Annotated in this window: 13 protein-coding genes; 10 read left to right on the forward strand and 3 right to left on the reverse strand. The window is 41.4% G+C overall.

Going from position 1 to position 13,257, the window contains the following annotated elements:
* From mreC to tldD, 4 genes are read left to right on the forward strand one after another with little or no spacing between them, the layout of a single operon-like run.
* A complete protein-coding gene (gene mreC / locus DRZ93_RS12730; protein WP_172458255.1) occupies positions 1-990 on the forward strand; it encodes a rod shape-determining protein MreC in 990 nt (329 codons plus the stop codon).
* A complete protein-coding gene (mreD, locus tag DRZ93_RS12735) occupies positions 977-1,495 on the forward strand; it encodes a rod shape-determining protein MreD (RefSeq protein WP_172458257.1) in 519 nt (172 codons plus the stop codon). Before mreC ends, mreD begins: the two co-directional genes overlap by 14 nt.
* Before the next feature lie 2 nt (positions 1,496-1,497).
* Positions 1,498-2,079: a Maf family protein gene (locus tag DRZ93_RS12740; RefSeq protein ID WP_113746712.1), complete on the forward strand. Its 582-nt coding sequence runs from the start codon at positions 1,498-1,500 to the stop codon at positions 2,077-2,079.
* A 12-nt stretch (positions 2,080-2,091) separates the two neighbouring features.
* On the forward strand, positions 2,092-3,528 hold the full coding sequence (gene tldD / locus DRZ93_RS12745; protein ID WP_113743277.1) for a metalloprotease TldD: 1,437 nt from the start codon (positions 2,092-2,094) through the stop codon (positions 3,526-3,528).
* 3 nt (positions 3,529-3,531) lie between these two features.
* On the opposite strand, the gene yjgA is transcribed toward tldD, so the two are convergent.
* Positions 3,532-4,098 (reverse strand): ribosome biogenesis factor YjgA, encoded by a 567-nt coding sequence (yjgA, locus tag DRZ93_RS12750; RefSeq protein WP_113743276.1) that lies wholly within the window; start codon positions 4,096-4,098, stop codon positions 3,532-3,534.
* 139 nt (positions 4,099-4,237) lie between these two features.
* Between yjgA and DRZ93_RS12755 the strand changes: the two genes are divergently transcribed.
* The gene (locus DRZ93_RS12755; RefSeq protein ID WP_113746713.1) at positions 4,238-5,602 is read left to right on the forward strand and encodes a metallopeptidase TldD-related protein; all 1,365 of its coding nucleotides are present in this window, start codon (positions 4,238-4,240) and stop codon (positions 5,600-5,602) included.
* Between the two features lie 58 nt (positions 5,603-5,660).
* Here the strand turns inward: DRZ93_RS12755 and gpmM are convergent, their stop codons facing one another.
* The gene (gene gpmM, locus DRZ93_RS12760) at positions 5,661-7,193 is read right to left on the reverse strand and encodes a 2,3-bisphosphoglycerate-independent phosphoglycerate mutase (RefSeq protein ID WP_113743274.1); all 1,533 of its coding nucleotides are present in this window, start codon (positions 7,191-7,193) and stop codon (positions 5,661-5,663) included.
* Positions 7,194-7,531: 338 nt separating this feature from the next.
* Between gpmM and DRZ93_RS12765 the strand changes: the two genes are divergently transcribed.
* The 5 genes from DRZ93_RS12765 to DRZ93_RS12785 all read left to right on the forward strand — a co-directional run bounded on the left by DRZ93_RS12765 (position 7,532) and on the right by DRZ93_RS12785 (position 12,392).
* A complete protein-coding gene (locus tag DRZ93_RS12765; RefSeq protein WP_146740819.1) occupies positions 7,532-7,996 on the forward strand; it encodes a rhodanese-like domain-containing protein in 465 nt (154 codons plus the stop codon).
* A gap of 9 nt (positions 7,997-8,005) precedes the next feature.
* The gene (gene secB, locus DRZ93_RS12770) at positions 8,006-8,485 is read left to right on the forward strand and encodes a protein-export chaperone SecB (RefSeq protein ID WP_113743272.1); all 480 of its coding nucleotides are present in this window, start codon (positions 8,006-8,008) and stop codon (positions 8,483-8,485) included.
* A gap of 32 nt (positions 8,486-8,517) precedes the next feature.
* Positions 8,518-9,543 (forward strand): NAD(P)H-dependent glycerol-3-phosphate dehydrogenase, encoded by a 1,026-nt coding sequence (locus tag DRZ93_RS12775; protein ID WP_113743271.1) that lies wholly within the window; start codon positions 8,518-8,520, stop codon positions 9,541-9,543.
* A 179-nt stretch (positions 9,544-9,722) separates the two neighbouring features.
* Positions 9,723-11,927: an IS1634 family transposase gene (locus tag DRZ93_RS12780; protein WP_113746714.1), complete on the forward strand. Its 2,205-nt coding sequence runs from the start codon at positions 9,723-9,725 to the stop codon at positions 11,925-11,927.
* 81 nt (positions 11,928-12,008) lie between these two features.
* A complete protein-coding gene (locus tag DRZ93_RS12785) occupies positions 12,009-12,392 on the forward strand; it encodes an NAD(P)H-dependent glycerol-3-phosphate dehydrogenase (RefSeq protein WP_281268133.1) in 384 nt (127 codons plus the stop codon).
* Positions 12,393-12,447: 55 nt separating this feature from the next.
* Here the strand turns inward: DRZ93_RS12785 and DRZ93_RS12790 are convergent, their stop codons facing one another.
* Entirely contained in the window at positions 12,448-13,038 is a 591-nt protein-coding gene (locus DRZ93_RS12790; protein ID WP_113743270.1) for a NifU family protein, read from the reverse strand.
* Between the last annotated feature and the right edge of the window lie 219 nt (positions 13,039-13,257).

The raw sequence follows: 13,257 nt of genomic DNA on the forward strand, positions 1-13,257 counted from the left end.
TTGAAAAAGCCGGAAACCCCGAGCCTTTTGATAAATTTACGACTCGCTCTGCTTTTGGCGGCATCAATTGTCATTCTGATACTTGATGTCAGGCTCAAGATGTTGAGCGATTTTCGTTATTATTTAGAGACTGCGCTCTATCCAGTATTAGTTTTTGCCGATGCCCCACGTCAAGTTTCAAAAGCAGTATCAACACAGTTTAAAAGCCGTGCTGAGCTTATTGATGAAAATGAAAAGCTGGCATCTGAGAACTTTGAGTTAACAGCTGATTTGATGCGTCTGCATTCTCTTGAACAGGAAAATGCCGCCATGCGCAAGCTGCTCAACTCACCTATGCATGAAACATCACGTCGCACTTTTGCTGAAATCATCGATGTTGACTCAGATCCTTATCTTAAGAGGGTTGTGGTCAACAGAGGTACAGGCTCAGGTGTGTATGAGGGTATGCCTGTTATTACCGACGAAGGTCTGGTAGGTCAGGTCATATCAGCCAATTACGCATACTCTCGCGTGCTGCTGCTTATCGATCCGTCAAGCTCCATACCTGTAATTGATACACGTAATCAGGTGCGTGCCATAGCTACAGGCAATGGTTCACATGATGAGCTTATTATTACCAATGTACCGCGCTCTACTGATATTCAAAAGGGTGATATTTTAACCACATCGGGCTTAGGCGGTATCTTCCCAGAGGGTTATCCTGTAGCTATTGTTACAGATGTTGGCTTTTCAGAGTCTCAGCCTTTTGCTCTGGTCAAGGCCAAGCCACTGGTGCATATTGATACTATGCGCTATGTACTTATGGTCTGGTATAAAAAGGATCTTGATGGTGAAAACAGCAAGGCTGTGGCACCAAAAGAGCGTACTGACAGCAAAGTTATGCTAAGACAGGACAAAATAAAAAAGCTCATTGATTCAATGACCAATACCAGACTGCAGAATCTGCACAGCGCTGCAAGTGATGAGGCAATTGCTGATGGAAGTGAATAACTATCGCGGCAGAAGATCATCTCTTGTGCTGTTTCTGCCAGTGCTGTTTATAGTATTTTTACTTGAAATTACCTCACTGCCGGAGGTAGTTCAGGATTACAGACCTGATCTTCTGTCTCTGACACTGCTGTTTTTTGCTATAAGCGAACCGCGCAAGTACTCTATTGAGGTGGCCTGGATCTGTGGTCTGATTTTAGATCTGCTAACAGGCTCGCCACTTGGTGTGCATGCTATGGTTCTTGCACTGCAGATCTATATCATCATCTCTCAGTTTAAATATTTTGCACAGTATGCATTGTGGCAGCAGGCTTTGATTATAGGTCTGGTGCACCTGATTGCTGATGTGATTATTTTCTGGCTTGAACATATTATAGGTCAGTCCAACTATGAGTCTACCTTCATAGTGCCGGCTTTAACCACTGCCTTATTCTGGTTCCCTGTATTTTTAGGCTTTGGGCTTATGTCCAGATTCTTTTCTATAGGTGGCAGTACAGATAATAAATAATTATGTATAAACTGATTTTAGCTTCACAGTCTCCGCGCCGTCGTGATTTTTTAAAAAATATGGGTCTTGAGTTTGAAATATATGAGGCCTCTATTGATGAAAAAGTAGATGATGGCGAACTGGTAGGACCTTATGTCGTGCGTATGGCCAGCAAGAAGGCCGACACTGTAATCAAAGAGCACACAGATGCCGTTGTTATAGGTGCAGATACAGTAATTGCGCTTGAGGGCCGTATTTTAGGCAAGCCAAAGGACAGAGAAGATGCGCTTAACATGATTTTATCTCTGTCAGGTAAAAGACATGAGGTACATACTGCTGTCTGTGTCAGAGACAGTGACAGAAAATGTATAGTACAGACTGTAACCTATGTGACCTTTGCCAATATAAGTAAAGAGCTGGCTCAGATCTATGTTGACTCTGGTGAGTGTGACGATAAATCAGGATCTTATGCTCTGCAGGGCATAGGTGCCATGCTTATTGAAAAGGTTGAAGGCTCGGTAAGCTCGGTGGTGGGTATGCCTGCAAGTCAGACCCGTGAGCTTTTAGAAAAGTTTGGAATATACCCAAAGACAGTGAAAGTCTAGGCAGGATTTGGTATGAGTATTATTAATAAAGCATCAGAAATACTGTTTGAAAACTCCGATATTGATACAGATTTTATACAAAAGTCACTTGATAATCTTAAAAGCCGCAGCATAGATTTTGGCGATCTGTTTTTTGAGCGTGTGGTCAGCGAGTCTATGTCTATTGATGAATCCATTATCAAAGGAGGATCATTTGATATTTTCAAGGGCGTGGGTGTCAGAGCCGTCAACGGAGAAAAGTGCGGTTTTGCTTACTCTGATGTTTTAAATCAGAAATCTATATCTGATGCCTGTATGGCAGCAAAAAGCATCTCAAGAAGCGCATCACAGAGTAAAGCCTGTTCACTTGAGGCCAAGGACAAAACTCCTTTATACAAAAGTGATGATCCAATTATCTCTATTGGCCGTGAGCGCAAGGCACAGATTTTAGAGAGCGTTGATAAAATGGCCAGAGCTCTTGACGAGAAGGTGGTACAGGTTAATGCTTCCATCAATGCCTCGCACCGTATTATGCTTGTGGCCAATACCGATGGTACCTTTTGTGCCGATATAAAACCTATATCAGTGCTTGCTGTATCTGTAGTGGTAAAGTCTGGCGATAAGATAGAGATGGGCTTTTCATCAACAGGTGGTGCCTATCTGCAAAGTGAGTTTACAGATGATGTTGTAGCCTCTGTAGTCAAAGAGGCTGTAAGATCGGCTCTGGTAAATCTTGAGGCTGTGGCAGCACCGGCTGGCTGCATGAATGTGGTGCTTGGTGCAGGCTGGCCTGGGGTTTTAGTGCATGAGGCCGTAGGTCATGGTCTTGAGGGCGACTTCAACCGTACAGGCAGCTCACTGTTCTCAGGGCGCATAGGTGACAAGGTAGCATCATCAGCTTGTACCATTATTGATGATGGCACCATGCCAGACAGACGCGGCTCTATGACCTTTGATGATGAGGGTATTGAAAGCAGCTGCAACATACTTATTGAAAACGGTATTTTAAAGGGTTATATGCAGGATAGACAAAATGCCATGCTCATGGGTGGCAAACCTACAGGCAACGGTCGTCGTCAGGCGTATAACTATCTGCCTCAGGTCAGAATGACCAATACCTATATGGCACCTGGTGCCTATGACAAAGAAGAGATTATCTCCTCTGTCAAAAATGGTATTTATGCTGTCAACTTCTCAGGCGGTCAGGTAGATATCACCTCTGGTAAATTTGTGTTCTCAACCTCTGAGGCCTATCTTATTGAAAATGGCAAAATAGGTGCACCTATCAAGGGAGCCACCTTAATCGGCAACGGTCCTGAAACTATGAATCAGGTTTCAATGGTTGGCAATGATCTTGAGTTTGATAAAGGCGTGGGCATGTGCGGCAAGGGCGGTCAGTCTGTGCCTGTTGGTATAGGACAGCCTACAGTCAAACTTGATGCCATAACTGTAGGCGGAACTTCTGTCTAGAGTTTAAAAGCGTTTGGTGGCAAGCGTGTCAGGAACTTCAACGCCGGCACGCTTGAGCTCTGCCTTTAGATATTTAAATAAAGCTCTGGCAGCAGGGCGCTCTGGCAGATCGGAGTTGAGCTCCTCTTTGGCTTTCTTAATCAGGGTACGCAGTTTGTTTCTGTCAGTGTCATAGATAAGTGAGGTAAACTCATTTAAAGTTTCGGTACCGCCTAAAATAAGATTCTCTCTTAAATTCTCCATGCGCATGGCAGTAGGGTCAGCCTTTGGTGTGGCACCTAAAGAATTAATCTGATTTTTAAGCTCGCTCAGATCATACTGACGCATGAGTTTGGCCACATACTGCAGCTGACGTCTTTTCTCATCAGAGTTTTTACGCAGTGAACGAGCCACTATCAGAGCCTCTCTGATGCTCTCATCTGGAAAATTGAGTTTTTTAAAGGTCAGATCACCAAAAGCCTCAATTTTTTCAGCAAGCTTTCTTATAGCCTGGGCATCTCTTTTATGTGCAGAGCGGCTTATAAGCTCCGGAGGGGCATCAAATCCCTCAAAATGTTCTTGAACAGCCATTAATCCCTCGTAAATATAAATTTTTATCTAGTATATCACAGGCACACAGGCAGTTTTTAGCCTGTATAAATTTGCTTTAAGGTCAGTGTGCCACAATGTGGTAATATAGATTTATAGATTAATTGATGAGATAGTGTAAATGACAAGTCAGTTTAAAAAGACAGTAAATGCAGACAATGCTCTTGCTAAAAATATGGCCGCTGATGCTCTTGCTATTGCAAAGCGCCTGGGAGCAGATGAAAGCATAATCAGAATCAGCTCACTTGAGGGACTTAGTATTTCCACACGTGACGGCGATGTTGAAAATATAGAATTTAATAAAGACAGATCTATGGATATAACTGTCTATCGCGGTAAAAGATCAGGAACAGCCAGCACCTCTGATTTTTCAGCCAAGGCCATTGAGGATACCATTGAGGCAGCTCTTGCCATTTCCAAGCATACAGATGCAGATCCATGTGCTGGTATTTTAGAGGCAGAGTATCTGTCAGATAGCGATTATGATTTTGACACACTGCATGAGATTGAGCAGGATGCAGATGCAGCTGTGGAAAAGGCAGTAGGTCTTGAGCGTGAGTTTATGCAAGGTTCTTATGACCGCATTAAAAAATCAGATGGAGCCAGTCTCTCATCAAGCCTTAAAAGCTTTACCATTGCCAGCAGTAATGGCTTTAACCGCAGCTTTTCCTACTCATCAAATGGCAGATCCTTATCGCTTTTAGGTCAGAGCGATGACAAAATGCAAAAGGGCTATGGTTTTACACAAAATTCTAACCCTGAGCTTTTATACGATAACAGACGTATTATTGATGAGGCTGTAACTAAAACTCTGAACAAGCTTGATGCCTCACAGGTAAAGACAGGTAAATATAATGTCATTTTCAAAGGCAGTGCCGCCATTTCAATCTGGTCAGCCCTGTCAAAAGCCATAAGAGGATCACTTATTTACCGTGATTCATCATTTTTATGCAATGCTCTTGATACCAAAATCCTTCCGGATTTTGTAAGTCTGCGTGATGAGCCTTTTGTCAAAGGCGAGCTCTCCTCATGCAATTATGATGGCGAGGGCTGTCGTGTGCAGAGCAGTCACATTGTCAAAGACGGTATTTTAAACATGTATCTGCTTGGCAGCTATTCAGCCCGTAAGCTCAATATGAAGCCAAATGGTCATGCCTCAGGTCTTTTCACCTTGTATGCAGATTTTGATGACAAACATATCTGCACTTTTGATGATATGCTCAAAGATGTATCTGAAGGTATTGTCATTGAATCACTGATGGGACAGGGTGTAAATATAACAAATGGCGATGTTTCACGCGGAGCCGGAGGCTATTACTTTAAAGACGGCAGACGTGTGCATGCTGTTGAGGAGATAACTGTAGCCTTTAATTTAAAGGATCTGTTCAAGAAGATAGCTATGATGTCACATGATGATATAGATGAGCGCTATTCAGTAAAGACAGGATCTATACTGGTGCCAGATGTAACCATCTCAGGTCTCTAACAAGAAAAAAGGATAAAAAAACGCCCTCATTTACGAGGGCATTTTTTACACCTGAATTTTATTTTTCAAGAGTGATGATTGACTTGCCTGTCATCTCCTCAGGGATTGGCATATCCATCAGATAGAGCATGGTTGGGGCAATATCACAAAGACGGCCGTCCTCTCTCATGGTAGCCTTGCGGCCTACATAGATGAAAGGTACTGGCAGATTGGTGTGGGCAGTGTATGGCTGACCTGTGGTCATATCCTTCATTCTCTCACAGTTGCCGTGATCTGCTGTAATCAGACACTCACCGCCTACCTTCTCAAGTGATGCAACTACACGGCCAAGGCAGGTATCTACAGCCTCAACAGCCTTGATAGCAGCCTCATACACACCGGTATGACCTACCATGTCACCATTTGGATAGTTACAGATAATAACATCATATTTGCCAGACTCAATGGCCTCACACAGCTTGTCAGTAAGCTCCTCTGAGCTCATCTCTGGCTGGAGATCATAGGTGGCAACCTTTGGTGACTGAATTAAAATACGATCCTCACCGTCAAACTGAGTCTCTACACCACCGTTGAAGAAGAAGGTAACATGGGCGTATTTTTCAGTCTCTGAAATACGTAACTGAGTTTTGTGGTGAGATGAAAGCCACTCACCTAAGGTATTGGTCAGATCCTCTGGCGGATAGGCACATGTGGTCTTGATGTCGGCTGCATACTGTGTCAGCATGACAAAATCAGCAAGAGCAGGGGTGCTCTTTCTGGCAAAGCCGTCAAAGTCCTTGTTGACGAAGGCACGGGTAATCTGTCTTGCACGGTCGGCTCTGAAGTTCATGAAAATCAGGCTGTCACCGTCCTCAAGAGGAGCTTTCTCTCCAATTACTGAGGCCTGTACAAATTCATCATTTTCATCTCTGTCATAGGCAGCCTGCAGTGCATCCTTGGCGCTGGCAAATGGCTCAAACTTGCTGATGCCCTGAGTAATGAGATCATAGGCCTGCTCAACACGGTCCCAGCGGTTGTCACGGTCCATTACAAAGTAACGGCCAACCATGGTGGCAAAGCGGCCTGTACCTAATTTGGCAAAGAGCTGCTCAAAGCGCTCAATATCTTCCATGGCAGAGCGTGGTGGCACGTCACGTCCGTCGCAGAAGGCATGGAAATAAACCTTTTTGGCACCGCGTTTGACGGCAAGCTCAAGCATAGCCATGATGTGATCTTCATGAGAGTGAACACCACCTGGAGACATAAGACCCATAACGTGTACGGCCTTGTCAGCTTTTACAGCCTTGTCTACGGCTTCACATAAAGCCTTGTTTTTAAAGAAGTCGCCGTCGGCAATAGCCTTGGTGATGCGAGTCAATTCCTGATATACAATGCGACCGGCACCTATATTGGTGTGGCCAACCTCAGAGTTGCCCATCTGACCATCCGGAAGACCTACATCAATACCTGATGCCTGAATATCTGTGTGGGCATATTTGGCATTAAGAGCATCCAGAACTGGTGTTTTGGCATTGGTTACGGCATTGAACTGGGAGTCTTTGTTGTCGCCCCAGCCATCCATAATAATTAAAGCTAAAGGTTTCTTTGACATTTTGTATATCTCTTAAAATGATGTGCAACAATATGATAATTTTATCACATTAGCAGTCTAAATTAGGATAATTCACGAAAATCAGATTAAAGATATGTAAATAAAATTCAGACACTGCTGTTTATAGATTAAAAAAGACAACACGCTGGCACTAAAGAGCATGAAAAATACAATAAAGAGTGAGCTTGTCTTAAGTTTTGAGTGTAAATAATGACATTTTATTCATAAACATATAAAATTCAGCTTAATATTACGGGCGGCTGTATTGCTATACCACAAGATAGCAGGTATATGATAAAATTGCCGTTTCAATATTATCAACAGTTTTGAGGTGTATTGTGTCAGAATTGACAAATCCGGATTTTTTAACACAGCTGCAGGAGTTCTTTTCCCGCCATACTATGATGGCAGGTGGCTGGATTACTGTATTGCTGTTTTTGATTATTGTGCAGTTCCGTCTTATGACTGCCAGGATTAAAAAAGATACTATAGGTGTTGCTGTCAATAAGGTTAATCACTCAGAAGGTGTATTTGTTGACATCAGATCACAGGAAAATTTCAATAAGGGCCATATAGCCAATGCTGTAAATATGACTTTTGCAGAGATCAAGGCAGGCCAGATCAATCGTATCGAAAGAAAAAAGGACTCACCTGTTATTCTTGTGGGCAAGGATAAGTATGATACCGAGGCATTTAACGGTGCCCGTCTGTTAAAGAAGCTTGGGTTCAATCAGGTAACTACTCTTGATGGCGGTATGCTAGAGTGGTATAACAACAATTTACCAGTAACCAATAAAAAATAGGGAATTATTATGACCGACACTAACAATCAGCAGGCAAACCCTCATTTTGAGGCTATCAGAGTTTACTCAAAGGATTGCTCTTTAGAGACTCCAAATACTCCTGCTATATTCCAGAAGCAGTGGAAGCCAGAGCTTAAGGTTGAGTTTGACACCAAAGCTTCAAGCTTAGGTTCAGATCAGTACGAAGTTGTACTGCGTATTACCGTTACCTGTGAGAACGACGGTGCCACAGCTTTTGTATGTGAGGTTAATCAGGCAGGTATCTTTGTTGCAAGAAACTTCGAGCCTGAGGTTTTAGATTATGTTTTAGGCGCTACCGCTCCTAACATGTTATACCCATATGCAAGAGAGCACATTTCAAGCCTTGTATCTCGTGCAACATTCCCGCAGCTGACATTAGCTCCATTAAGCTTTGATGCTATCTATAGAGCAAAGCAGGAGCAGCATAAACAGCAGCAGGAGGCTCAGGACCAGCAGGCCAATGCCTAATTGATTTTTAAAGACTGTATAGGATATTGTTAATGCAATATACACATACCCTATCAGTTCTTGGTGCAGGCTCTTACGGTACAGCATTAGCAATGGCTGTCGCAGGTAAGGGCCTTCCTGTTTTATTGTGGGCAAGAGACAGCTCACAGGCAGGGGCCATGCAACAGAACAGGGTTAATGCAAAATATCTTCCTGATATAAGACTACCAGATAGCCTTGAAATTACTGATGACTTTAAAAAGGCAGTAACCTCAAGTCAGATCATCCTGCTTGTCATTCCTTCCCATATATTCAGAGATATTCTGCATCAGTTAAAACCTTTGCTAAAACCTAATCAGAAAATAGTCTATGCCACCAAAGGTCTTGACAGATACAAAGGCCACTTTTTAAGTGACACCATTATTGAGATTTTAGGTGAAAACACCAAATTTGCAGCTCTTTCAGGACCTACATTTGCAAGCGAGCTTGCCAAGGGCATGCCAACAGCTATTGCAATAGCAGGCAATGACAGAGACTTTCTCAAAGAAGTATGCGCTCTGATGCATACCTCATATTTTATAGTTTATATAAGCTCTGATTTAAAATCACTGCAGTTAGGTGGCGCTGTAAAAAATGTTATTGCCATAGCTACAGGTATGTCAGATGGACTTGGCTTTGGTGCCAATGCCCGTACTGCTCTTATTACCCGTGGCCTTACTGAAATGATACGCCTGGGACTGCGTCTTGGAGCTACAGACAGAGGCTTTATGGGTCTGTCAGGTCTTGGAGATCTGGTTTTAACCTGTACTGACAATCAGTCACGCAACAGACGCTTTGGCTATCTGCTGGGTAAAGGCTACAGCGTAGATGAGGCTTTAAAGGAAATAGGTCAGGTGGTTGAGGGCATAAGTTCAACTAAAGAGATCTATGAACTTGCCAATATGTATGGCGTGCAGATGCCAATATGCTCTGAGCTGTATGAAGTACTAGAACATGGTAAAAGCGGCAAGGATGCTGCAGCATCACTGCTTGCCAAGGAGCATCGCGAGGACAGCGAGACTTTAAGACTGCAGCTGTAACCATAAAAACCCGAGTTTGACAGTTTGTAATCACGACAATTAATACAATTGGCTTTCCATCGAGGATCGCCAATTTTTTTTGACTAAAAACTTATTGAATTCTATTATTGCAAACTATTGCGAATTTTATAGATACAATATATAATGGTGCTATAGTTAAGCTTATAGGGGGTCTTGCTATGTCTACTATTGTCGCCGTTAAAAAAACTAAAGGCGTCCAATATGTCTCCATTGTTGAGGTTACATCTATAAAGGTTAATGGTGTCAAAAAGCAAAAACAGAAGACTATTAAATCTCTTGGACCATTAGATAAGCTTCTTGAGAAAGATCCTGATGCCTTAACCAAATTACGCAAGGAATATCAAACCCCTACTTTAAAATATAGAGAGCAAAGGGCAGATCTAGTTGAGAAACATATTAAAGGCATTGATATTACCCAGGCAGATTTACAAAGAAAGACCGTATCCATAAGTCTTAACTATGGGCTTTGGGCTTTAAAACCTTTATGGGATAACGTACTGACATTAAAGCGTCATATTTACTATATTCAGAACAGTAAAAGCTCAGTACAGTTTGATGTAAATGCTGTGTTATCTTATCTGACTTTTCTAAAGGTGGTTGATCCAAAATCTCAGTTTAAGGCCTTTAATCATCAAACAAAGTTTTTATGTTCGCCTCTTAAGGATATAGGCTTGCACGACCTATACAGGGCTTTGGACTTTGCCCATAAGTTTAAGGATGAAATTTTTATCCATATACACAATCGTATCTGTGATAATTTCAATCGCTCGATGACCATGGTCTTCTATGACTGCACTAACTGCTATTTTGAGTCACCATATGATGATAAACAGCTTTTAGAGCGTAAGGTAATCAACTATATCAAGGCTCAAAAACTTAATGATGGTATGTCACTTAAGGAGTTTGAGGAGTACATTAATTCTCAGGAATTTAGTGATGCCTTTACAACCAAGTTCAATGAAGCCATAGATGATGGTGAGCAACTTGTACGTATGCATGGTTTATCGAAGGAGCATAGGTTTGACTTACCACTAATTTCTGTAGCTTTAGTCATTGATGATAAAGGCATACCAATTGATTTTGAAATTTTTGCAGGAAATACCTCAGAGTATAAGACTTTACCTGTTCTTATTGAGCAGATGAAGGGTAAATATGACATTAAAACAGCAGTCGTTGTTGCAGATAGAGGGCTAAACTCACTTGGTAACCTTTTAAATCTTTTAGATCACAAACTTGGTTTTATTGTAGCTCAAAAGGTTACTGCGCTTAGCAGTGAACTTGAATCTCAGATGCTAGATCTTAAATCATACACTAAGACCTGTGCACAGGATACCAATATACGAGCTTCTGATGTAAGCTTTATCGATATATTTGATGAAAATCTTGATTATATTGATAAAGAAATAAATACATACGGGGCTAATAATCTGTACTACCGTAAACTTCCATATGTAAAGAGCGGTTATATTACCGACCCATCAACAGGTAAAAAGCGTAAGGAAAAAGTAGAATGTCAGATTGTCTTTACCTTTAGTGAGTCTCGTAAAAAAAGAGATATAGCACAACTTGAGAGTGATATTATCAAAGCGCGCAAAGCTGTTGAGGACCAAAAAGATATGGCCCCCGTATGTAGCTCTGGCTGGCGTTCTATAGTACAGGTAAAAGTTACAGATGCAGACAGTGCACAGGGTAAAAAAGAAAGCCTGTATATAGCAAAGGGATTAAAGGAAGAGCTAATTAAAAAGCGCAGGCGTCTTGCCGGCTTTAGTGCTATGGTTTATAAAAAACCTGAAGATATAAAAGAAGAGCTTAATGATGCTGATATTCTGAGCTCTTACAAAAAGCTTGTGCGTATTGAGGATTGCTTTAGAGTAATGAAAAGCAATTTTTCAATAAGACCTATGTTTGTGAGAAATAAAGAGCATATTTCAGGACATATCTCAATTTGTGTTATGGCTTTGATCTTATTGCGCATATTACAAATCAAGATTGAAGAAAGTGGCAATAAACTTAGTGTAGATGAAATAAGCAGTGCTTTAAGAAACGCCAATATAGTAGCTCATAGCTCTAATGGTATTGATGGATATTTTACTAATGCCCAATGTCACGACAACATTTATTCTATTGAAAACACAAAGATAGATCCTCTTGATCCTATGCTTACTCCTATTGATAGATATATTAATAAATTAAAAAATGGGCAAAGTCATATAGATATTATTCTGAAATCTGTCAATTTGGCTTCATTGATTGGAGCTATGAATGCAAAGGATGTAGCAAGAAGCCTAAAGGTTTTTGGTGGCTATGAACAACTAGTCGGTGCTGACAACTGCAAGATTCAATCTTATATGGCTCAGGCATAATTCGCAATAAAGAGATTCACAAAATAAAAACGCTATGATGGCGATTTATATGCCGTTTATAGCGTTTTTTAATTTTTAATACTGTTAAACTCGGGTGGCCTTACTGAAATGATACGCCTGGGACTGCGTCTTGGAGCTACAGACAGAGGCTTTATGGGTCTGTCAGGTCTTGGAGATCTGGTTTTAACCTGTACTGACAATCAGTCACGCAACAGACGCTTTGGCTATCTGCTGGGTAAAGGCTACAGCGTAGATGAGGCTTTAAAGGAAATAGGTCAGGTGGTTGAGGGCATAAGTTCAACTAAAGAGATCTATGAACTTGCCAATATGTATGGCGTGCAGATGCCAATATGCTCTGAGCTGTATGAAGTACTAGAACATGGTAAAAGCGGCAAGGATGCTGCAGCATCACTGCTTGCCAAGGAGCATCGCGAGGACAGCGAGACTTTAAGACTGCAGCTGTAACCATAAAAAAAGGCGACCTGAATATGTCGCCTTAATTATACGTAAATCTTTAAAATTAACTAAAAGACTCTTCAGTTGCCTGATGATCTGTTACGTCAATAATCTCTTTTACAACGCCAGGGAAGGCCTGATTGAGCTGTGACTCAATACCCTCTTTTAAGGTGATGCCTACCATGGAGCAACCGTTGCAGCCACCTGAGAAGCGAACCTTGATAACGCCGTCTTCTGAAACATCAACAAGTTCAATAGCACCACCATGACTTGCAAGAGCAGGGCTTACGGTTACATCAAAAAATCTCTGTAATCTCTCACGCAGTGTGGCATCTTCAGGTAAATCCTGCTTTTTAAGATTAGGAGCATGGAAGGTTAACATTTCCTGCTTGTTGTCATCTTCTGTAAGATCAATCTGAGACTCATCAAGATAAGGAGCTACAGCAGAGTCAATAACAATCTCAAAGCCATCCATTCTAAAGTGCTCATCCTGCTCTGTAATGTATTCTTTTGGACAGTACAGAATGCCGCACTCGACACCAGGTGTTCCAACATTTGTGGCTGTAAGACGGATAGCCAGACCTTCCATCTTCTGCTTTTCAATGATTTTCTTAAAATAGTCCTGGGCCTTTTTGGATACGGTAATTTTACTCATGCAAACCTCATCTTATGATGAAAATTAAGTTTATAAGTCATTTAGTGCTTAAATTTCGATCTCATATAATAACTTTTATTCTTAGACATTGAAATTTAAATGAAAAAAAATATGCACTAATAGCAGTAAATCTCTTAATTAATTAGTGTTTTTACTGTATCATTATAAGTGATTTAAAACCTGAGATGACAATCTCGCTTATATAATGTGGAGAAAAAC

Origin of the sequence: Anaerobiospirillum thomasii, assembly GCF_900445255.1 — a bacterium.
GTDB lineage: Bacteria > Pseudomonadota > Gammaproteobacteria > Enterobacterales > Succinivibrionaceae > Anaerobiospirillum_A > Anaerobiospirillum_A thomasii.

Coding starts and splice junctions, on each gene's coding strand:
- mreD (WP_172458257.1), top strand. CDS start 977: ATGGAAGTGAATAACTATCGCGGCAGAAGATCATCTCTTGTGCTGTTT.
- DRZ93_RS12740 (WP_113746712.1), top strand. CDS start 1,498: ATGTATAAACTGATTTTAGCTTCACAGTCTCCGCGCCGTCGTGATTTT.
- tldD (WP_113743277.1), top strand. CDS start 2,092: ATGAGTATTATTAATAAAGCATCAGAAATACTGTTTGAAAACTCCGAT.
- yjgA (WP_113743276.1), bottom strand. CDS start 4,098: ATGGCTGTTCAAGAACATTTTGAGGGATTTGATGCCCCTCCGGAGCTT.
- DRZ93_RS12755 (WP_113746713.1), top strand. CDS start 4,238: ATGACAAGTCAGTTTAAAAAGACAGTAAATGCAGACAATGCTCTTGCT.
- gpmM (WP_113743274.1), bottom strand. CDS start 7,193: ATGTCAAAGAAACCTTTAGCTTTAATTATTATGGATGGCTGGGGCGAC.
- secB (WP_113743272.1), top strand. CDS start 8,006: ATGACCGACACTAACAATCAGCAGGCAAACCCTCATTTTGAGGCTATC.
- DRZ93_RS12775 (WP_113743271.1), top strand. CDS start 8,518: ATGCAATATACACATACCCTATCAGTTCTTGGTGCAGGCTCTTACGGT.
- DRZ93_RS12780 (WP_113746714.1), top strand. CDS start 9,723: ATGTCTACTATTGTCGCCGTTAAAAAAACTAAAGGCGTCCAATATGTC.
- DRZ93_RS12790 (WP_113743270.1), bottom strand. CDS start 13,038: ATGAGTAAAATTACCGTATCCAAAAAGGCCCAGGACTATTTTAAGAAA.